At 73.0% G+C, this 19007-nt stretch carries 21 protein-coding genes; 14 read left to right on the top strand and 7 right to left on the bottom strand.

The window, feature by feature from the left end; genetic code table 11:
* Nucleotides 1-55: 55 nt before the first annotated feature.
* The gene (locus ABS735_RS11435) at nt 56-595 is read right to left on the bottom strand and encodes a Clp protease N-terminal domain-containing protein (RefSeq protein WP_373906162.1); all 540 of its coding nucleotides are present in this window, start codon (nt 593-595) and stop codon (nt 56-58) included.
* Between the two features lie 220 nt (nt 596-815).
* On the opposite strand from ABS735_RS11435, the gene ABS735_RS11430 reads away from it, so the two are divergent.
* Nucleotides 816-983, top strand: coding sequence for a hypothetical protein (locus tag ABS735_RS11430; protein ID WP_003977461.1), 168 nt, complete (start codon nt 816-818; stop codon nt 981-983).
* 163 nt (nt 984-1146) lie between these two features.
* On the opposite strand, the gene ABS735_RS11425 is transcribed toward ABS735_RS11430, so the two are convergent.
* Nucleotides 1147-1809, bottom strand: coding sequence for a PadR family transcriptional regulator (locus ABS735_RS11425; RefSeq protein ID WP_373906163.1), 663 nt, complete (start codon nt 1807-1809; stop codon nt 1147-1149).
* Between the two features lie 301 nt (nt 1810-2110).
* On the opposite strand from ABS735_RS11425, the gene ABS735_RS11420 reads away from it, so the two are divergent.
* Both ABS735_RS11420 and ABS735_RS11415 read left to right on the top strand, forming a co-directional pair.
* On the top strand, nt 2111-3175 hold the full coding sequence (locus ABS735_RS11420; protein WP_373906229.1) for a PP2C family protein-serine/threonine phosphatase: 1065 nt from the start codon (nt 2111-2113) through the stop codon (nt 3173-3175).
* Nucleotides 3176-3264: 89 nt separating this feature from the next.
* On the top strand, nt 3265-4020 hold the full coding sequence (locus ABS735_RS11415; RefSeq protein ID WP_476755829.1) for an alpha/beta fold hydrolase: 756 nt from the start codon (nt 3265-3267) through the stop codon (nt 4018-4020).
* Between the two features lie 154 nt (nt 4021-4174).
* On the opposite strand, the gene ABS735_RS11410 is transcribed toward ABS735_RS11415, so the two are convergent.
* On the bottom strand, nt 4175-4858 hold the full coding sequence (locus ABS735_RS11410; RefSeq protein ID WP_373906164.1) for an ABC transporter ATP-binding protein: 684 nt from the start codon (nt 4856-4858) through the stop codon (nt 4175-4177).
* A complete protein-coding gene (locus tag ABS735_RS11405; RefSeq protein WP_373906165.1) occupies nt 4855-5946 on the bottom strand; it encodes an ABC transporter permease in 1092 nt (363 codons plus the stop codon). The genes ABS735_RS11410 and ABS735_RS11405 overlap by 4 nt, the downstream gene beginning before the upstream one ends.
* 172 nt (nt 5947-6118) lie before the next feature.
* On the opposite strand from ABS735_RS11405, the gene ABS735_RS11400 reads away from it, so the two are divergent.
* The 3 genes from ABS735_RS11400 (at nt 6119) to ABS735_RS11390 (ending at nt 8872) form a co-directional block, all read left to right on the top strand.
* Nucleotides 6119-7333, top strand: a complete 1215-nt coding sequence (locus ABS735_RS11400) for a sensor histidine kinase (RefSeq protein WP_373906166.1) — start codon at nt 6119-6121, stop codon at nt 7331-7333.
* The gene (locus tag ABS735_RS11395) at nt 7330-7968 is read left to right on the top strand and encodes a response regulator (RefSeq protein ID WP_373906167.1); all 639 of its coding nucleotides are present in this window, start codon (nt 7330-7332) and stop codon (nt 7966-7968) included. Before ABS735_RS11400 ends, ABS735_RS11395 begins: the two co-directional genes overlap by 4 nt.
* A gap of 94 nt (nt 7969-8062) precedes the next feature.
* Entirely contained in the window at nt 8063-8872 is an 810-nt protein-coding gene (locus ABS735_RS11390) for a PhzF family phenazine biosynthesis protein (protein WP_373906168.1), read from the top strand.
* A gap of 28 nt (nt 8873-8900) precedes the next feature.
* Here ABS735_RS11390 and ABS735_RS11385 read toward each other — a convergent pair whose 3' ends face one another.
* Together ABS735_RS11385 and ABS735_RS11380 are read right to left on the bottom strand one after the other, a co-directional pair.
* Nucleotides 8901-9728, bottom strand: coding sequence for a CPBP family intramembrane glutamic endopeptidase (locus tag ABS735_RS11385; RefSeq protein ID WP_373906169.1), 828 nt, complete (start codon nt 9726-9728; stop codon nt 8901-8903).
* Nucleotides 9729-9809: 81 nt separating this feature from the next.
* Nucleotides 9810-11327 carry a glutamate-cysteine ligase family protein gene (locus ABS735_RS11380; protein ID WP_373906170.1) on the bottom strand — a complete coding sequence of 506 codons (1518 nt, stop codon included), beginning with the start codon at nt 11325-11327 and terminating at the stop codon, nt 9810-9812.
* A 559-nt stretch (nt 11328-11886) separates the two neighbouring features.
* Between ABS735_RS11380 and ABS735_RS11375 the strand changes: the two genes are divergently transcribed.
* The 3 genes from ABS735_RS11375 (at nt 11887) to ABS735_RS11365 (ending at nt 14310) form a co-directional block, all read left to right on the top strand.
* A complete protein-coding gene (locus ABS735_RS11375) occupies nt 11887-12471 on the top strand; it encodes a hypothetical protein (protein ID WP_373906171.1) in 585 nt (194 codons plus the stop codon).
* Nucleotides 12472-12811: 340 nt separating this feature from the next.
* Complete coding sequence (locus ABS735_RS11370) at nt 12812-13015, top strand: DUF5999 family protein (protein ID WP_030401952.1); 204 nt, start codon at nt 12812-12814, stop codon at nt 13013-13015.
* Nucleotides 13016-13245: 230 nt separating this feature from the next.
* Nucleotides 13246-14310, top strand: a complete 1065-nt coding sequence (locus ABS735_RS11365; RefSeq protein WP_373906172.1) for a LacI family DNA-binding transcriptional regulator — start codon at nt 13246-13248, stop codon at nt 14308-14310.
* 9 nt (nt 14311-14319) lie between these two features.
* On the opposite strand, the gene ABS735_RS11360 is transcribed toward ABS735_RS11365, so the two are convergent.
* The gene (locus ABS735_RS11360) at nt 14320-14916 is read right to left on the bottom strand and encodes a DUF1707 SHOCT-like domain-containing protein (protein WP_373906173.1); all 597 of its coding nucleotides are present in this window, start codon (nt 14914-14916) and stop codon (nt 14320-14322) included.
* Between the two features lie 130 nt (nt 14917-15046).
* On the opposite strand from ABS735_RS11360, the gene ABS735_RS11355 reads away from it, so the two are divergent.
* The 5 genes from ABS735_RS11355 to ABS735_RS11335 all read left to right on the top strand — a co-directional run bounded on the left by ABS735_RS11355 (nt 15047) and on the right by ABS735_RS11335 (nt 18974).
* Nucleotides 15047-15442, top strand: coding sequence for a TOBE domain-containing protein (locus ABS735_RS11355; RefSeq protein ID WP_373906174.1), 396 nt, complete (start codon nt 15047-15049; stop codon nt 15440-15442).
* Nucleotides 15443-15693: 251 nt separating this feature from the next.
* Nucleotides 15694-16527: a molybdate ABC transporter substrate-binding protein gene (gene modA / locus ABS735_RS11350; RefSeq protein WP_373906175.1), complete on the top strand. Its 834-nt coding sequence runs from the start codon at nt 15694-15696 to the stop codon at nt 16525-16527.
* A gap of 83 nt (nt 16528-16610) precedes the next feature.
* Nucleotides 16611-17384, top strand: a complete 774-nt coding sequence (locus ABS735_RS11345) for an ABC transporter permease (RefSeq protein WP_373906176.1) — start codon at nt 16611-16613, stop codon at nt 17382-17384.
* Nucleotides 17385-17433: 49 nt separating this feature from the next.
* Nucleotides 17434-18528, top strand: coding sequence for an ABC transporter ATP-binding protein (locus ABS735_RS11340; protein ID WP_373906177.1), 1095 nt, complete (start codon nt 17434-17436; stop codon nt 18526-18528).
* Nucleotides 18529-18554: 26 nt separating this feature from the next.
* The gene (locus ABS735_RS11335; protein ID WP_373906178.1) at nt 18555-18974 is read left to right on the top strand and encodes a TOBE domain-containing protein; all 420 of its coding nucleotides are present in this window, start codon (nt 18555-18557) and stop codon (nt 18972-18974) included.
* Nucleotides 18975-19007: the final 33 nt, after the last annotated feature.

Here is a 19007-nt window from a genome sequence, read left to right as displayed (position 1 = left end):
GCGTGGGAGACGAGCGAGGCGGACGAGCGTGGGAGACGAGCGTGGGAGGGGCGGCTCAGGATGTCGACTCGAAGTGGCTCTCCACCCGGGCGAGCACGGCGTGCGGCTCGACGGCGGCGCGGGCCAGCACCTCGACGGCGCGCGTGCGCGGGTCCGCGACCAGGGCGGCGAGCAGGTCCACGCCACCGGCCCGGGCCGCCCCGCGCCGGGCCGCCCGTACCCAGGCGTCCTCCATGGCAGCCGCGGCCGGCGGGGAGAACCCGGCGGCGCCGGTCACGACGGGCACGGCGCCGGAGTCCTCGACGGTGCTCTGCCAGCGCAGGCCGTAGCCGATGCTGCGCTGCACGAGGTAACCGAGGACGCGGGCGACCCGGGGCCCTTCCCCGAGGAGCGCACGGGCCTCGGCGTCGCACTCCAGCAGCGAGTGCAGCAGATGGGCCGTGTCGATCTGCCGGTCCCCGTCCCGCACCGCCCGGCGGCGGGCACCGGAGACCGCCGAGGCCAGTTCCGCGCTGAACCGATCGTCGAGGTCGGTGCCGTCCGGCCACCGGCCGCCTTGCTCACCGGCCGACTGCCGGGGGATACAGGGTTGCACGTCTCCCAGCTCACCAGTCCCTCGGAGCCCGGTCATCCCCGGGGGGAAGCATTTCGCCGTCCCACACAAAGTGGACCCGCCCGGACGGAATCTCCTCCTTACGGATGAGATCAGGCCGTTTCGGCCGACCAGGCGCGCGCCTCCTTGCCACGCGCCCCCCGGGGCAACCGAACCGTGTCCTCGCGGGTCGAACAGGGGCATGAGGAGCAGGTGCTGGCTGGTGGCACTGCCCGCCGTCGACGGCAGGCAGTATGTGTACCGGGTGGACGCCCCGGCGGAGGCGCTGCTCGCCGACCTGTTCTGGGAGGCGTGGCACTGCCACGACGAGAGCGCCTTCCCGCGCGCGTGGGACGTCTTCGACGCGGCCGTGATACGGCGGGTCGACTGAGCACCCCGACGAGCCCTCCCCACGAACGCCCGTGCACACGACCGTGCTCCACGAACGCCCGCGCACACGACCGTGCCCCGCGGATCCACTCCGCGGGGCACGGCCCTCTTCGTCAGTCCTTGTCGGCGAGGATGTCGTCAGTCCCTCGTCGGCGAGGATGTCGTCAGTCCTCGTCGGCGAGGATCAGGTACAGCTTCTTGCGGGCGTCGCCGATGACGGCGAGCGCCTTCTCCCGCTGCTCCTTGCTGCCGGTCTTCCAGACCTGGCCGAAGGCCTCCATCAGTCCGAAACCGGCCTGCCGGATGTCGTTGAGAGCCTCCCAGTCGACGCCCCGCGAGGCCTCTTCCCAGGGCGCTTCCGGGCCTTCCTCGGCCGCGGTGCGGCCCGCCTCGGTGAGCGCGAAGAGCTTCTTGCCACCCTCGCTCTCGCTGGCGATCAGCCCCTCGTCCTCCAGCAGCTGGAGGGTGGGGTACACCGAGCCGGGGCTGGGCTTCCACGCCCCGCCGCTGCGCTCGGCGATCTCCTGGATCATCTCGTAGCCGTGCATCGGCCGGTCCTTCAGGAGGGCCAGGATCGACGCCCGTACGTCGCCTCGCCGTGCCCTTCCCCTCGGACCGCCGCGACCTCGGCCACCCCAGGGCCCGCCGTGGCCGAAGCCCGGCCCGAAGGGACCACCGGGGCCACCGCCGGGGCCGCCCGGCCCGAAGGGGCCGAACGCCGCACGCCGGCCGTCGAAACCGCCTCGGCCGAAGGAACCGAAGGGGCCCCCTTCTCCGTGGCCGGGGCCGTTTCCACCGTGTCCACGCTCGTATCCGTGGTTGCGCATCGCCATCACTCCATTCAGTCGTTGATCTGTCACGATACCTCAACGATATATCGGAACGCATGCCCTGGCAAGCCCCTGCCGAACGCTCGGCCGCCCTGTGACGGCGAACCTCGAGCGTGTGCCATCGATCTTTGCCGGACGCGAATTCGTGCCATCGATGCGTGAGTGGGTGAGTCACCGGCCGTGGGGCGGGGATCGCGCTCCCCTGCTGGTGCGAGTGGGACGTGGGCGGTGTAGAGAGGAGTCATGTCGCAAGGTCTCGACGGACTTGCTCGGCCGGCGCGGGCGGGCGGGCGGGGCCATGGTCGCGATTCCGGTCGCGTGGATCGTTGTGATCTCCGTGATCGACGTCCTTGCACCACCCCACATCCATCTGGGTCCGCTGCTTGTCGCAGCCCCGGCGATCACGCCGTCGTTCGGTGGGCCCCGGACGGTCGGTCTGGTGGCCGCGCTGGCGGTGATCGCACAGACGATCATCGGGGTGCTGCGCGATCCGGACGAACTGCTCTCGGCCAACCACGAGGCACAGATCCTTGCTCTGGTACTGGTCGGAGCGAGCTTGGTCATCTTCTGTGTACTGCGAGACCGTCGCGCCAGAGAACTGGCGCAAGTCCGGTACGTGTCCGAGGCCGCTCAGCGTGTGGTCCTGCCTCCACTGCCCAAACGGCTCGGCCCGCTGCGCACCGCCTCCCTGTACCTCGCCGCCGAGGCGGAGGCCCAGATCGGCGGGGATCTGTACGCGGCGGCACGCACCGTCTCCGGCACCCGGTTGATCGTCGGCGACGTCCGGGGCAAGGGGATGACCGCGGTCGGGGACGCGGCGCTGCTGATCGGAGCCTTCCGCGTCGCGGCTCACCGTCGGGCGACCCTGGACGAGTTGGTGGCCTACCTCGACCGAAGCGTGTGCTGGGAGTTGATGGAGCCGGGGGAAGCGGGCCGCTTCGGCGAGACGTTCATCACCGCCACCATTCTGGAGATCCCCGACCGGAGCGGCCAGGTACGGATGATCTCCTGCGGGCACCCGCCGCCGATCGTCCTGCGCGGGGGCCGGCCGATGACGATGAGCGCTGCTCGCCCCGCACCACCGCTGGGGCTGGGTGAACTGGCAGACCCGCGGTACCACGTGGAGAGCTTCCCGTTCGAGCCGGGGGATCTCCTGCTGCTGTACACGGATGGCGTCACCGAGGCCCGGGACCCCGACGGCACCTTCTACCCGCTGGCCGAGCGCATCACCGGCTGGACCGAGAACGACAGCGACGCCTTCCTCGACCGCTTCCGGCGCGACCTGCTGCACCATGTCGGCGGACACCTGGACGACGACGCCGTCATGATCGCCATTGAGCGCCCCGCCGTGCACCAGACCTGATCACCCGATCTCGACGGGCACCGTGTCCTCGCCGTCGACCTTCCCGGACACGGCCGCTCCCCGAGCGCCTCTCCCTGGACCGTCCGCACGTGGTGCGGGACATCGCGGACACCCTCGAGGCCCACGGCGTGCCGGAGACCGTCGTGGTGGGCCATTCCCTCGGTGGACTGATCGCCGTCGAGTACGCCCGGGCGGCCCCGGAGCGGGCCCGCGCCCGGGCCGCGGTGAACCTCGACGGCTTCTGGTGGGGGCCGGAACAACCGGGCGCCGAGCAGGTGGGTGAGGGCCTGCTCACGCTCGCCGGGGCGATCGCGCCACCCGGTACCTCGACGACAAGGGCGCCGACGCCGCTCGGTTCGGGATTCCCGCCGGCCGTGCGGAGGCCGCCGCCCGCACGGCCGCCCGTCCGCTGCCCGACGGCAGGTGGCAGACGCTGCCTGAACGGGCGGAGGCACTGCAGGTCCTCGACGAACTGCGCGCCTCGGCTCGCTCGGGGTCACCCCGTGGCTGGACGGGATCGACGTCCCGCTGCTGCGGGCCGGCCGACGGCTGCCGCCCACGCCCGGCATGGAGTGGTTCGACGAGTTCAACGCCCGGTTCGGGCGGGAGGTCTGCGACGAACCGACCGCGCTCTCCCGCGCCCGGCCGACGATCGAAGTCAGCCGCGCCGACGCCACTCACATCATGCCCTTGGAGGCCCCGGCAGCGGTGGCATCACTGATCACCGGGTTCGTCCGAGCTCTGGAGTCACCTCGATCACCTCGATGAGCCTGCGCAGCTTGTGCCGCGCACGCGGTGCGTGGGAGCGCCTCGCGAGGCGCGAGAGGTCTGCGTGCGGGCGGTGAGCCGGAGAGGGTTACCCGTCCGGGCTCGGTGCCGGCACGCCGCCGCTGATCATCAGCTGCTGCTGCATGCGCGGCATGCTGGCAGAACCCCGCCGTCGTCCGTCGGGACATCGCACCGTGCGGACGGACGACGGCGGTGGGTTCGCGTGTCGCGTCAGCGGGTCGGGGCCGGCAGGCGCAGGCGGCCGTCGTGGACCTCGGCCACCCGGTCGACGGCCGCGAGGTGGGTGCGGTCGTGGGTGACCAGGACGGTGGCGCTCGCCTGCTGGCGGGTGAGGCGGGTGATCAGGTCGATGACGGCGGCGCCGCGCTCGTGGTCGAGGGCGCTGGTGGGTTCGTCGACCAGGAGGACGGTGGGGTCGTTCATCAGGGCGCGCGCGAGGGCGACGCGCTGGCGCTGGCCACCGGAGAGCTGGTGGGGACGGCGGCCCGCCTGGCCGGCCAGGCCGACCGCGTCGAGGAGCTCCATCGCCCGGCCCCGGGCGGTGCGGGGCTTGCGGCCGTCGATCTGGGCCATGACCTGCAGTTGTTCGGCGGCGGTGAGGGAAGGCAGCAGGTTGGGCTGCTGGAAGACGATGCCGATCCTGTCGCGGCGCAGAGCGGTCAGCTCGCCACGGCTCAGGCCGGTGGTGGGGATGCCGTCGACGGTGACGGTCCCGGCGTCGGGGGTGATGAGGGTGGCGGCGACGGCCAGCAGGCTGGACTTGCCGGATCCGGAGGGGCCGACCACGGCGGTCAGGCTGCCCCTGGGGACCTCCAGGCCGACCCGGTCGAGCGCGGTCAGGCGGTCCTCGCCGTCGGCGTAGGTGAGGGTGACGTCGGTCAGGTTCAGGCTCATCGGGCGCTCCCCAGGGCGGTCAGCGGGTCGACGGAGGTGATCCGGCGGATGGACAGGGCGGCGCCGAGGGCGCCGAGGACGACCATCACGACGGCCGGGAGGAGGACGGTCGCGGGAGTGAGGAGGAACGGCACGGCCGAGCCCGCGACGAGCGCTCCCAGGGCGGCGGCGACGCCGGTGCCGATCAGGGTGCCGCCGACCAGCAGGACGACGGCCTGGCCCAGGGCGTCCTTGAGGAGGGCGGCCGTGGAGGCACCGAGCGCCTTGAGGACGGCGACGTCGCCGCTGCGCTGAATCGTCCACACGGTGAAGAAGGCGCCGATGACGAGGGCGGAGATGGCGAACAGGAAGCCGCGCATCAACTGCAGGGAGCCGTTCTCGGAGGTGTAGGAGCCGATCGCGGACAGCGAGTCGTCCGTGGCGACCGTCCTGGTGCCGGCCTGCTCGTCGAGGGCCGCCACGTCGGCCCCGGAGGTGGTGTTCAGGGCGATGACGGTGGCGGTGGGCCCGTCCGCACCGCCGCCGGCGGGAGGCGCTGCCTTCCGCCACACGTCCAGGCTGGTCCAGACGACCGGGGTGTGGCTGAAGAAGGCGTCCCCCTCCACGGCGGCCACCCTCAGCCGCTGCCCGGCCAGGGCGAAGGAGTCACCGGTCCGCACACCGAGGTCGTCGGCGGCCGTGGTGGACAGCACCGCCGCGCGGTCGTCGATGCTGCCGCCGTCGGGGGCGAGGCGGGAGCCGGGCCGCACGCCGAAGGCGGAGACCCCGCTGCTCCGGTCGCCCGCGGTGGCCTTGGTGGTGGTGATGCCCAGCGGTTCGGCGCCCTCAACGCCGGGGGCCTCGGACCACTGCCGCCACTGCCGCTCGGTGACCGTGGAGTCGGCGTACGACAGGTCACCTCCGCCACGGGGCGCCTGGAAGGCGATCCGGTCGGCGGGCAGTCCCGTGATCGCGGAGGTGTTCTGCCGTCCGAGTCCCGCCGTCAGGCCGGACAGCAGCCCCACCAGCAGGGTGATCAGCACGATGACGGTCCCCATCAGGGCGAAGCGCCCCTTGGCGAACTTGAGGTCTCTCCAGGCGACGAACACGGTCTCGGCCTGTCCTTTCCGGCGGTGGAAGCGGTACGACCCCACCGTCGCCGCCGGCCCCCCTCCCGCGCGTCCGGCACAGGACGGCACTTGACGGGCCAGAAGACGGCACCCGGGTTGTAACTTTCGATGGAGGTTCCCGGCGCCTGCCTTTCGTAGCCTGGGACGCACTGTGAACGCTTCCGCCCCCGCCCTGACCCCGACCACCCGGGCCCTGGCCTGGTGCCTGCACCTGCTGGTCGTCGGTCTGCTCGTCCTGGTCGCCGCCCGCGCCGTGACGGACGGCCGGTCCCACGCCGGACCGATCGTCGCCGCCGCGGTGGTGTGCGGCCTGGTGTACGCGGCCGGTCCGGTCCTGCCCAGCGTCCGTCTCGTCCGGCAGGTCGCCGCCTGGTGGCTGGCCGCCGTGGGTGCCGTATGGCTGGTGCTGCTGGGGCTGTCCCCCGAGGCGGTGTGGGTGGCCTTCCCGCTGTACTTCCTCCAGCTCCACCTGCTGTCGCGCCGGGCCGGCCTGGCCGCCGTGACCGCCACCGCCGTGGCGGCCGTCGCCGGGTACGCCGCCCACACCGGCTCCTTCGGCCCGGCCATGGTGATCGGTCCCGCGCTCGGCGCCGCCGTCGCCGTCGCGGTGGTGTGGGGCTACCAGGCGCTGTACCGCGAGAGCGAGCGGCGCAGGCTGCTGATCGAGGAGCTCACCGCCACCCGCGCCGATCTCGCGCGGGCCCAGCACACCGCCGGCGTGCTCGCCGAGCGCGAGCGGCTGGCCCGCGAGATCCACGACACCCTCGCCCAGGGCCTGTCCAGCATCCAGTTGCTGCTGCGCGCCGCCGAGCGCGCCCTGCCCGAGCGGCCGGGCGTCGCCGCCGGCCACGTCGTGGCGGCGCGGCAGGCCGCCGTGGACAACCTCGCCGAGGCCCGCCGCTTCGTCGCCGCCCTGACCCCGCCCGCGCTGGAGGGCACCACCCTGGCCGGTGCCCTGGAACGCCTGTGTGCCACGACATCCGCCCGGCACCGGGTCACCGCCCGCTTCCACCTCGCCGGCGCCCCGGTCCCGCTGCCGACCGCCCACGAGGTCGCCCTGCTGCGCATCGCCCAGTCGGCCCTCGCCAACACCGTCCGCCACGCCGACGCCACCACGGCCGAGGTCACCCTCAGCCACGTCGGCGACCACGTCGCCCTGGACGTCTTCGACGACGGCACCGGCTTCGATCCGAACGAGCTGCCCCCTGCCGACCCCGAAGCGGGCGGCTTCGGCCTGGCCGCCATGCGGGCCCGCCTGGACGCCCTCGGCGGCACCCTGACCATCGAGTCCGCGCCCGGCCACGGCACCGCCCTGGCCGCCCGGCTGCCCCTCACCCCGCCCACCGAGCCCGAGGCCCGCCCGTGACCGACACCACCCCCATCCGCCTGCTCCTGGCCGACGACCACCCCGTGGTCCGGGCCGGGCTGCGCGCCGTACTGGAGACCGAGCCCGGCATGGTCGTGGTGGCCGAGGCGGCCACCGCCGAGGAGGCCGTCGCACGCGCCGCACGCGGCGACATCGACGTCGTGCTGATGGACCTGCAGTTCGGCAAGGGCATGAACGGCGCCGAGGCCACCGCCGCCATCGCCGCCCGCCCCGAGGCCCCGCGCGTGCTGATCGTCACGACGTACGACTCCGACGCCGACACCCTGCCCGCCATCGAGGCCGGCGCCACCGGCTACCTCCTCAAGGACGCACCGCCCGAGGACCTGGCCGACGCGGTGCGCACCGCCGCCGCCGGCCGCACCGCCCTCGCGCCCGCCGTCGCCGACCGGCTCATGAACCGGCTGCGCACCCCCGGCACCACCTTGACCCGGCGCGAGACCGAGGTCCTGGCCCTGGTGGCCGGCGGTCTGTCCAACCAGGCCATCGGGCACCGTCTCCACCTCACCGAGGGCACCGTCAAGTCCCACCTGGCCCGCATCTACGCCAAGCTCGACGTCGACTCGCGCACCGCCGCCGTCGCCACCGCGACGTCCCTCGGCCTGATCCGCCGCTGACCGTGCACGAGCGTGGGAGGAGGCGGCGAAAGGCGGTCCAGCACTCCGCGATTGGCCTTGGCCCGCGGCTTCGGACACCGTCTAGCGTCGGGACATGCGCATCCGAATCGTCGACGCCTTCACCGACCGCCCCTTCGCCGGCAACCCCGCAGGGGTCCTGCTCCTCGACGCCTTCCCCGACGACGACCGGCTCCAGCGGGTCGCCCAGGAGGTCAACCACTCCGAGACGGCGTTCGCCCACCGGCTGCCCGCGGGCGGCGAGGCCGACTGGGCGCTGCGCTGGTTCACGCCGGCCACCGAGGTGGCGATGTGCGGCCACGCGACGCTCGCCACGGCCCATGTCCTGCACACCACCGGCGCCCACGAGGGACCGGTTCGGTTCGCCACCCGCAGCGGGGTCCTGACCGCGACACCTCGCGAGGACGGTTCGATCACCCTGGACTTCCCGACGGCGCCGCTCACCCCGGTCGAAGCCCCGGCGGGTGTCGCCGAAGCCCTGGGTGCCGAGCCCCGCACCGTCGTGGACACCGGGCCGAACATCGGCGACCTGCTGGTCGAGGTCGCCGACGAGAAGACGGTCCGCGGCCTGGCGCCGGACCTCGAGGCACTGGCCTCCCACTCCGAGCGCGGCATCATCGCCACCGCCCGCGCGGAGGACCCCGCCCGTGGCTACGACTACGTCTCCCGCTGCTTCTTCCCCAACGTCGGCATCGACGAGGACCCGGTCACCGGCAGCGCCCACACGGCGCTGGCGCCCTTCTGGTCCGAGCGTCTCGGCCGCCCCGACCTCACCGGGCTCCAGGCGTCGTCCCGCTCCGGCCGGGTGCGCACGGAACTGCGCGGCGGGCGCACGCTGCTGAGCGGGCACGCGGTGACGGTGATCGACGGCGAGCTGCTGGCCTGACCCCGCGCGGGCGCGGGGGGCCGCGCGGTCACGCCGTCGGGAGCCAGTCCACCTTGCCGGCGAGCAGCCCGTAGCCGACGAAGGCCCCGATGTCGAGCAGCGAGTGCGCCACCACCAGCGGCCCCACGCGCCCCCAACGGCGGTACAGGTAGACGAACACGACGCCCATCACCATGTTGCCGACGAACCCGCCGATCCCCTGGTAGAGGTGGTACGACCCGCGCAGCACCGAGCTGGCCGCCAGCGACGCGCCCGCTCCCCAGCCGAGCCGGTCGAGCCGGCGCAGCAGGTAGCCGACGACGATGACCTCCTCCAGGACGGAGTTCTGCACCGCCGAGAGGATCAGGACGGGGTACTTCCACCACACGTCGGGCAGGGCCTCGGGCACCACGGTGAGGTTGAAGCCGAGGCCGCGGGCGGCGAGGTAGAAGGCGATGCCGGTGCTGCCGATGACGGCGGCGACGGCGGCCCCGCGGCCCAGGTCGGGCCACGGGCGGGTGCGGTCGAAGCCGAGGGCGCGCAGACTGCGCCCCTCACGCAGCAGGAAGTGCGCGACGAGGGCGACCGGGACGAGGGCCGTGGTGATCCCGAAGAGCTGCCAGGCCAGGTCGAGCCAGGGACGGCCGGGCGCCGCGGAGGCGTTGAGGGTGGCCGCCTGGTCCTTGAGCCCGCCGGGCCGGGTGACCGAGCCGATGAAGCTGATGAGGGCGGACACGCCGCTCGCGCCGAGCGAGAGCGCCAGGACGAGCAGCGTCTCGTCCCGCAGGATCCGCCGCGCAAGCCGCTCCTCGGTCAATGACCGCTCGTCGAGTCGCTTCTGGGGGAACGCATCGTCCACCGGGCCCGCCTCCGCCATGCACACCTGCCTCCAGCTGGGACGTCACAGCTTGCCCGATCAGTATGGGGCGGCGCGCGGCGGGGGCGGGCCCGGCGGCGGTCAGCTCAGCGGCACCGTCTCCGGCAGCCCCACCGGCCACAGGTGCACGGGGTCCCCCTCGCGCATCAGCTCGACGTAGCGGCGGGTCGTGGCGGCCAGCGCGGCCTCCCGGGACAGGCCCGCCTCCAGCGCCCGGTGGAACGTGGCCGCCTGCCAGGAGGCGCCGTTGACCCGGCGCCGGCACCGCTCCTCGATCACGCCGAGGTAGAAGTCCCGGTCGGCGGGCTCCACGCCCCACGCGTCGAGACCGGCCTCGGCGAGCGGCAGCAGTTCGTCGCGCACGAGGACAGCGGCGTCGACCTCGGTGGTGCCGCCGAGGCGACCCCGCCGGGGCCACTCGAAGCGGGCGTCGATGCCGTGGCGGCACGCGGCCTCGAAGTTCGCGGCGGCGGCCTCGAACGGCAGCCGGGTCCACACCGGCCGGGGCTCCTCGGCGAGTGCGCGCACGACCCCGTAGTAGAAGGCGGCGTTGGCGATGACATCGGTGACGGTGGGGCCGGCGGGCAGGACGCGGTTCTCGACGCGCAGGTGCGGGACGCCGTCGGCGATGTCGTAGACGGGACGGTTCCAGCGGTAGACGGTGCCGTTGTGCAGGACGAGTTCGGAGAGCGAGGGCACGCCGCCGGCGTCGAGGACGTCCAGCGGGTCCTCCTCGTCGCAGATCGGCAGCAGCGCGGGGAAGTAGCGCCGGTTCTCCTCGAAGAGGTCGTACGCCGAGGTCACCCACCGTTCCCCGAACCAGGTGCGCGGTCGCACACCCTGGGCCTGGAGTTCGGGCGGGCGGGTGTCGGTGGACTGCTGGAACAGCGGGGGCCGCGACTCGCGCCACAGTTCGCGGCCGAAGAGGAAGGGTGCGTTGGCGCCGAGGGCGATCTGCGCGGCGGTGACGGCCTGGGCCGCGTTCCACACGTCGGCGAAGCGGTCCGGGGTGACCTGGAGGTGCAGTTGCACCGAGGTGCACGCGGCCTCCGGGGCGATGGACTTGGAAGTGCAGGTCAGGCGCTCGACGCCCTCGATGTCGAGGGTGAAGTCCTCTCCGCGGGCCGCCACGATCTGTTCGTTGAGCAGGGCGTAGCGGTCGACGGCGGAGAGATTGGACGAGACCAGGTCGTCCCGGTCCAGTGTCGGCAGAATACCGATCATCGCGATTCCCGCGTCGACCTCGCCGGCCTTGCGGTCCGCATATGCCAATGACGTACGGATCTCCTCGGCGAGCCGGTCGAATACCCGGCCGCCCAGGCGGTGGGGAGCTATGTTGACCTCCAGGTTGAACATGGCCAGTTCGGTCTGGAAGTCGCGGCTCGCGATGCGCTCGAGGACTTGCGCATTCAACATTTTCGGCATCCCGTCGGAACCGACGAGATTCAATTCGATCTCCAGCCCCATCAGGTTCTTCGGGCGGTCGAACCGCTTCTCCGCCAGAAGTCGCTCCAGGCCCGTCAGGCACCGCTGGAGCTTCTCGCGGTAGCGCTGGCGATCGGACAGGTCGAACTGACCTGCCACGACCTTCTCCCCCATGGAAGAGTCCCTTCTCGGAGCGATGTGCGGAAGATCCGGCCGCCGCTGGCCGGCCGCCGGTCAGGTGGGATGATGCCCAGCCGAAGCGATCGATAACGTCCCCGTACCGGCCCGGCAGCCGCTACGCTGTGCCGATGTGACCGGCGGCACATTCACCGGGCATGACACGTCGAGCAGTTTCCCGGGCCGACAACTCGTGAAAAACGCCGACGACAATTGGCCGACCGCTCGGTGAACATTCCCCGAGGTCATCGCTGTACACCCGGTCCGGAACCCGGAGGATTCCCACATATCGACGGCCGAATTCAACCTTGTACTGGTTACCGGAATCGGCTAGCCGAAACACAGTCTGAACACATGTCGTATAAACTCCGCGGACAGGCAGCGGACCGGCGCCCACGGTCGAAGGATCCTGCCGTCGAACCGACGCGCGGCAGGCCTCTCCCACTTCTCGCTTCCCGGACCCGGGCCCTGCCTCTCCCAGCCCTGTGAGCCGACAGCGTCGTCCGCCCCGCTCCGCCCTCGCGCCACCGTGCCTTCGAATGAGAGGCGACCCATCATGCCCCTGCGTGTTCCCCAGGCCCCCGCGCCCGCCCTGCGCTCCGTCCTCACCGCCCTCTCCTCGCCCACCGCGGTCCGCGAGGCCCGGACCCCCGCCCTGCTCGGCGCCCAGGGACCCGCCACACCGGAACTGCCGCTTCCCGTGCACGTCCTCGACCGGGTCACGGCGGAGGGCGTGACGGCGACGCGGCTGACCGGGTGGCGGTTCCACATCCGGTGCGGCGACCTGGCGGTGGCGGCGGCGGAGACGATGCTGACCGCCGACGGCTGGGCGTTCTCGCACTTCTTCGAGGGCCCCTACGTCTCCTCGACCGAGCGCGCGTTGCGGCAGGCCGAGTTGATGGCCCAGTCCTACCAGCCGCGCCTGTTGTCGGTTCCCGAGCTGTACATGCTCACGCTGTGGCTGCACGGCGACTGTGCCGCGGACCCCGCCGCCGGGCACCCCGCGGCCACCGACCTGCTGGTGCCGCTGGCACCGGCCCCGCCCGGGATCGCGGCCCACCTGCCGCACCGCGTCGCCGAACTGCTGCCGGTCCTCACGCACCGGATGACTCCGACGCGGCTGCTGGGTTCTCCCGCCTGACCTCCCCCGTTGACCCCAGCGGGCTGACCTGCTCCTGTCACCCGGCCCGCTGACCTGCTCTGTTCAGCTGCACCGCCAACCCACCCGCGCGGACTAGCCCCAATCGGCCATGCCGAACCACCCGAAGCGACAGTGCAGTTGGGCTGAACCGTCCGCGCGGGTGACGCGTCATCAACCTGTGAGAAGCGGTGCTGCGAAATACCTGCGGATCGACGCCCATGGGGCAACACTGGGTCCGGACCGACTCGAACAACGGGGGGCGGCCATGAACGAGGCTTCACGCCGCGGTACAGACAAGACAGCGAACTCACCCGTCATCACGGACCGAGAGATCCCACCCATGTGTCAGCACCAGCCACCGTGCCCGTCAGCCGTCTCCGCCGACCGGGAGTCCGCCCGTCTCGTGGCGCACCACCCGGAGCAGGGGTGGAGCCTGCTGTGCAACGGTGTCGTCCTCTTCGAGGACACCGGTGAGCTACTGCCGGACGGGCAGGTCATCGCCCCGCACCGCCCCGTCGGCGCGGGCCTGACGACCGCCGCCTGAACACGAGCCGGGCAGTGTGACGCCACTGTGCCCGGTGCCTCACGGGGCCGGCCCGCAGCCACGGCTGCGCACCGGCCCTCGCGCGTGTCCGGGGCCGGTCACTCCCCGTAGCCCGCCCACTCCGACGCGGTGACGACCCGGTTTTCCGGGCCGGTACGCCTTCCCCGGGGCGCCCGGTTTCCGGAAGACTCCTGGAAGTCTCGCGGTCGGTGTCGGCGGAGGTGGGGGAAGTGGCAGTGGACGAGGTCCGGGCCGGAACGCCGTCCGGCGGCCGGGGCAGGGTCACGATCACGGACATCGCCCGCCGCGCGGGTGTGTCGGTGCCGACCGTGTCCCGGGTCGTGAACGGCCGGTCGGACGTGTCGCCCGGGACCAGGGCGCGGGTGGAGGAACTGCTGCGCCGGCACGGATACCGCAAGCGCGCCGCTGCGCCCGGCCGCCGGGCCGCCCTGCTCGACCTGGTCTTCAACGACCTGGACAGCCCCTGGGCCGTGGAGATCATCCGAGGGGTCGAGGAGGTGGCCCACGCCGCCGGGGTCGGCACCGTGGTCTCCGCGATCCACGGACGCTCGGGCGACGCCCGTCAGTGGATGCGCAATCTGCGGGCCCGAGCCTCGGACGGCGTCGTCCTCGTCACCTCCGCCCTGGACCCCGTGCTCCACCAGGAACTGCGGATCCTCGGTGTGCCCCTGGTCGTCGTCGACCCGGCGGGCTCCCCCGCCCTGGACGTGCCCACCGTCGGCGCGGCCAACCGGGCGGGTGGCACGGCGGCCACCGAGCACCTGCTGGCACTGGGGCATCGCAGGATCGGCCTGATCGCCGGGCCGTCACGCCTGCTGTGCTCGCGGGCCCGCCACGACGGCTACCGCGCCGCCCTGGAAGGCGCCGGTGTCGCCGTGGACGAGTCCCTCGTCGTCCCCGGCGACTTCCGCCACGAATCCGGCTTCGCGGCCTGCGAAGTCCTGCTGGGCCTGCCCGAACCGCCGACGGCCGTCTTCGCGGCCAGCGACCAAATGGCGTTCGGTGCGGTCGAGGCGCTGCGCCGGCGCGGGCTGAGGGTGCCGCAGGACATGAGCGTCGTCGGTTTCGACGACCTTCCGGAGGTCCGCTGGTCGGCGCCGCCCCTGACGACCGTGCGCCAGCCGCTGGCAGACATGGGCAAGGTGGCCGCGCGCACGGTGCTCCGCCTGACCCGCGACGAACGGCCGGACTCACCCCGGGCCGAACTGGCCACGGAGCTGATCCTCCGCTCCAGCACGGCGCCCCCGCCGGGTCCCGCGGCACTGTCCGGTTGAGCCCTCCGTCTACGCCCTGCGCCCGAGCCTGCGGCGCGGCGCACGCACCACGACCTGCCCCCAGCTGACCTCGCCCACGACCTCCACTCTCAGCACCACGGGCGCCCCGGTGTCGACGGTCCTCGGGGTCTTCACCTCGGCGTAGTTCGTCACGAGTGAGTCGGTGTCCACCACGATGCCGGGCCGGGTCACGATCTTCAGCGCCCCGGCACGCATGTCGAGGTCGATGTGGAGGGTGTCGTGCGTGATCACCGCTCGGGCGAGGTCGAGCGTCACCTCGCCCCAGGCGGACCGGATCTCCATCCGCCGTGGCACCACCCAGCCCTCGCCCCGCCGGGTGGACGCGCCCTCCTGCTCGATGCGGACGACGTCCTTGGCCGCGGGTGCCGGGACGGCGTCCACCGCGAGCGGCAGGTCGGCGGTCAGGGCGGCCAGCTCCCCCTGGGTGCGCGCGGTGAGCGCCGCCCCCACCCGCTCGTCCAGCTCCTCGGCGGTCAGCCTGCCGTCGCCGGCGGCGGCGCTCAGTATGTCCACGGCCCGGTCCCGGTCCGCGTGCGAGGCACGGAGTGCTGGCGTCACACCGCCCCGTGAAGGCTGCACCGACATAGCTCGACCCCGATCTCCCCGGGCGTCCCGCGAACGCCTCACCACTGCTGCACACTAACGCTATATCGCGTTATACCCAACGGCCAGCCCCGCGTCCACCGTCCCCCTCACGCGGCCTATCGTGACCGGCATGCAGTCCTACACGATCGGCCAGGCGGCGCGGCTGCTCGGCGTCAGCCCGGACACCGCGCGCCGCTGGGCCGACGCGGACCGGATCACCACCCGTCGCGACGAGGGCGGGCGGCGCGTCGTCGACGGGCGCGACCTGGCCGCGTTCTCGGTCGAACTCGCCCGCGCCGGCGGCGCCGACGAGGAGACGCCGTACACCTCGGTCCGCAACGCGTTCCCGGGGATCGTCACCGCGATCAAGCTCGGTGACGTCGCGGCCCAGGTCGAGATCCAGGCCGGGCCGCACCGGCTCGTCTCCCTGCTGACCAGGGAGGCGGTGGAGGAACTCGGCCTGGAGGTCGGCGTGGAGGCCACGGCCCGGGTGAAGTCGACGAATGTACACATCGACAGGACGTGAATCACGCGGCCGATGACCGCCCGAACTACGGCCGCACGAACGACAGCCGCACGACGACAGCCGTGCGAACAACAGCCTTAGCCGTACGAACGCACATGCCAGCCGTTTCCTCCCCAATGCTTGCTCATGCGATGCGACAGGAGACTTATCCCTCGCAGATGCGGAAGTATGATCTGCGCAATGGGGGTCACCGTCCGCTCGGCCGCCGAGCCCGTCGGCCCCTGCCCAGATCGCAGAGGGAGTGGCCCGTGATGACCCGTTCCGAGCGCAGGACCCATCGCATCCGCCGTGCCGTGCGGATGGCCGGTGCGGGGGCCGCCGCACTGCTGGCCCTGAGCGCGTGCTCGTCGTCCTCGGACGCGGACAAGGACTCGGACTCCGCCGGCGCCTCGTCCTCCTCCGCGGGGGTCTCCGGCCAGGTCACCGTCTTCGCCGCGGCCTCGCTCAAGGAGAGCTTCACGACGCTCGGCGAGACCTTCGAGAAGCAGCACCCGGGCACCGAGGTCACGTTCAACTTCGCCGGCAGCGACACCCTCGCCGCCAGCATCACCGGCGGCGCCCCGGCGGACGTGTTCGCCTCCGCCAGCCCGAAGACGATGGCCACCGTCACCGACGCCGGGGCCGCGGCCGGCACCCCGGCCACCTTCGTGCGCAACCAGTTGGAGATCGCCACCCTGCCGGGCAACCCCGACAAGATCTCCTCCCTGAAGGACCTCACCGGCTCCGGCCTCAAGGTCGTGCTGTGCGACAAGACCGTGCCGTGCGGCGCCGCGGCCCAGAAGGCACTGGAGGCCAGCGGTCTCGAGCTCACCCCGGTCTCGTACGAGCAGGACGTCAAGGCCGCCCTCACCAAGGTCGAGCTGAAGGAGGCCGACGCCGCCGTCGTCTACAAGACCGACGTGAAGGCGGCCGGTGACAAGGTGACCGGCGTCGACTTCCCTGAGTCGGCCAAGGCGGTCAACGACTACCCGATCACCCTCCTCAAGGACGCCCCCAACACCGACGCGGCCAAGGCCTTCATCGAGCTGGTGAAGTCCGCCGAGGGGCAGCGGGTACTCACCGGGGCCGGGTTCCGCACGCCGTGACCAAGTCCGCCGGAACGACGCCCGCGCCACCCGGGGCAGACCTTGTGGCCGGTGGACCGCGCCGTACCCGCCGCCGGGGACGCATGGTGCCGGTCCCCCTGCTGGTACCCGCCCTGATCGGCCTGGCGTTTCTGCTGCTGCCCCTGCTCGCCCTGGTGGTCCGCGCCCCGTGGAGCGGTCTGCCGGAGCAGCTGACCAGCCCGGAGGTGTGGCGGGCCCTGCGGCTGTCGCTGCTGTGCGCGACGTCGGCGACCGTGCTGAGCCTGGTCGTCGGCGTGCCCCTGGCCTGGCTGCTGGCCCGTACCGACTTCCCCGGCCGGGGCTTCGTCCGCGCGCTGGTGACGCTGCCGCTGGTGCTGCCGCCGGTGGTGGGCGGCGTCGCGCTCCTGCTGGCGTTCGGGCGCAACGGCGTCATCGGGCAGTGGCTGGACGCGTGGTTCGGGATCACGCTGCCGTTCACGACGACGGGCGTCGTCCTCGCGGAGACCTTCGTGGCGATGCCGTTCCTGGTCATCAGCGTGGAGGGCACCCTGCGCGCCGCCGACCCACGCTACGAGGAGGCCGCCACCACCCTGGGCGCCTCCCGCTTCACCGCGTTCCGCCGGGTGACGCTCCCGCTGATCGCGCCGGGCATCGCGGCGGGCGCCGTGCTGGCGTGGGCGCGGGCGCTGGGCGAGTTCGGGGCGACGATCACGTTCGCGGGCAACTTCCCCGGCCGGACCCAGACCATGCCGCTGGCCGTCTACCTCGCCCTGCAGAACGACCCGGCGGCCGCGATCGCCCTCAGCCTGGTGCTGCTGGCCGTCTCCATCGCGGTACTGGCCGGTCTGCGGGACCGCTGGATCAGGGCATCATGACCACTGGGCGAACCACCGGGCACGGCCGACAGACCTGCACGAGGGCGACATGACCGACACCGAGCACCCGACCACCGTAGAAGCCACCGGCCACGCCGCACCCGACGGCGGCCTCGACGCCCGGCTCGTCGTGCAGCGCGGCGCCTTCCGCCTGGACGTCGCCCTCACCGCCGCGCCCGGCGAGGTCGTGGCCCTGCTCGGACCCAACGGCGCGGGCAAGACCACCGCCCTGCGCGCGCTCGCCGGCCTGACTCCCCTCGCCGGCGGTCACCTGCGCCTGGACGGCGCCGCGCTGGACGGCAGGCCGCCGGAGTCCCGCCCGGTGGGTGTGGTCTTCCAGGACTATCTGCTCTTCCCGCACCTGACCGCCCTCGACAACGTCGCGTTCGGACCTCGCTGCCGGGGCGCGAGCAGGGCGGAGGCCCGGGCGCGGGCCGCCGCGTGGCTGGACCGCATGGGTCTGGCCGCCCACGCGGGCGCCAAGCCCCGGCGCCTTTCCGGCGGGCAGGCCCAGCGCGTCGCCCTCGCGCGCGCCCTGGCCACCGGCCCCCGGCTGCTCCTGCTGGACGAGCCGCTGGCGGCCCTCGACGCCCGGACCCGGCTGGAGGTGCGCGCCCAGCTCCGCCGCCATCTGACCGAGTTCGAGGCCGTCGCCGTACTGGTCACGCATGACCCGCTGGACGCCATGGTGCTGGCCGACCGGCTGGTCGTGGTCGAGGACGGCGCGGTCGTCCAGGAGGGCAGGCCCGCCGACATCGCCCGCCGTCCCCGCACGGACTACATCGCCCAGCTGGTCGGCCTGAACCTCTACCGGGGGCAGGCCGAGGGGCACACCGTACGGCTCGGCACCGGCCCGGGCATCACCACCACCGAGGATCTCTCCGGTCCCGTCTTCGTGGCCTTCCCGCCGGGCGCCGTGACGCTGTACGGCGAACGTCCCGCCGGCTCCAGCGCCCGCAACCTGTGGCGCTGCGAGGTCGCGGGCCTGGAGAGCCACGGCGACCAGATCCGCGTGGACCTCACGGGCGAACTCCCGCTCGCCGCCGACCTCACCACGGTCGCCGCGGCCGAGCTGGGCCTCCATCCGGGTGCCCGGGTGTGGGCGACGGTCAAGGCGACGCAGACCCATGCATACCCGGCGTAACGCCCGCGCCGGGCTACGGTGCCCCCATGAGCCTGAGCATCCGCAACCAGCTCCCCGGCACCGTCACCGCCGTCACCCCGGGCGAGGCCATGGCGACGGTCGGGGTCCGTCTCTCCGGCGGCCAGGACCTCACCGCCGCGATCACCCGGGCGTCCGCCGAGGACCTCGCGCTCGCCCCCGGCACCACCGTCCGGGCCCTGGTGAAGTCCACCGAGGTGGCCCTGGCCACCGGGCGCGTCGACGGCCTGTCCATCCGCAACCGGCTGCCGGGCACGGTCACCGCCCTCGCCACCGGCGCCGCGATGGCCTCCGTCACGGTCGCCGTCGAGGGCGCGGAGCTGACCGCCGCCATCACCCGGCAGGCCGCCGACGACCTGGCCCTGTCCGTCGGCGTTCCCGTCGTCGCGCTGGTCAAGGCGACGGAGGTGTCGCTCGCCACGGTGTGAGACGCCGAGAGGCTCCGTCCGGGCCCTGGGAGC

This window comes from Streptomyces sp. MMCC 100 (assembly GCF_041538145.2).
Classification (GTDB): domain Bacteria; phylum Actinomycetota; class Actinomycetes; order Streptomycetales; family Streptomycetaceae; genus Streptomyces.
This window is presented reverse-complemented; position numbering and strand designations above follow the sequence as displayed.

Bases quoted from the DNA above. Each gene is read 5' to 3' on its own strand.
- modA (WP_373906175.1), top strand. From the start codon at position 15,694: ATGACCCGTTCCGAGCGCAGGACCCATCGCATCCGCCGTGCCGTGCGG.
- ABS735_RS11375 (WP_373906171.1), top strand. From the start codon at position 11,887: ATGCCCCTGCGTGTTCCCCAGGCCCCCGCGCCCGCCCTGCGCTCCGTC.
- ABS735_RS11385 (WP_373906169.1), bottom strand. From the start codon at position 9,728: ATGGCGGAGGCGGGCCCGGTGGACGATGCGTTCCCCCAGAAGCGACTC.
- ABS735_RS11360 (WP_373906173.1), bottom strand. From the start codon at position 14,916: ATGTCGGTGCAGCCTTCACGGGGCGGTGTGACGCCAGCACTCCGTGCC.
- ABS735_RS11370 (WP_030401952.1), top strand. From the start codon at position 12,812: ATGTGTCAGCACCAGCCACCGTGCCCGTCAGCCGTCTCCGCCGACCGG.
- ABS735_RS11380 (WP_373906170.1), bottom strand. From the start codon at position 11,327: ATGGGGGAGAAGGTCGTGGCAGGTCAGTTCGACCTGTCCGATCGCCAG.
- ABS735_RS11420 (WP_373906229.1), top strand. From the start codon at position 2,111: ATGGTCGCGATTCCGGTCGCGTGGATCGTTGTGATCTCCGTGATCGAC.
- ABS735_RS11355 (WP_373906174.1), top strand. From the start codon at position 15,047: ATGCAGTCCTACACGATCGGCCAGGCGGCGCGGCTGCTCGGCGTCAGC.
- ABS735_RS11425 (WP_373906163.1), bottom strand. From the start codon at position 1,809: ATGCGCAACCACGGATACGAGCGTGGACACGGTGGAAACGGCCCCGGC.
- ABS735_RS11410 (WP_373906164.1), bottom strand. From the start codon at position 4,858: ATGAGCCTGAACCTGACCGACGTCACCCTCACCTACGCCGACGGCGAG.
- ABS735_RS11345 (WP_373906176.1), top strand. From the start codon at position 16,611: ATGGTGCCGGTCCCCCTGCTGGTACCCGCCCTGATCGGCCTGGCGTTT.
- ABS735_RS11335 (WP_373906178.1), top strand. From the start codon at position 18,555: ATGAGCCTGAGCATCCGCAACCAGCTCCCCGGCACCGTCACCGCCGTC.
- ABS735_RS11390 (WP_373906168.1), top strand. From the start codon at position 8,063: ATGCGCATCCGAATCGTCGACGCCTTCACCGACCGCCCCTTCGCCGGC.
- ABS735_RS11340 (WP_373906177.1), top strand. From the start codon at position 17,434: ATGACCGACACCGAGCACCCGACCACCGTAGAAGCCACCGGCCACGCC.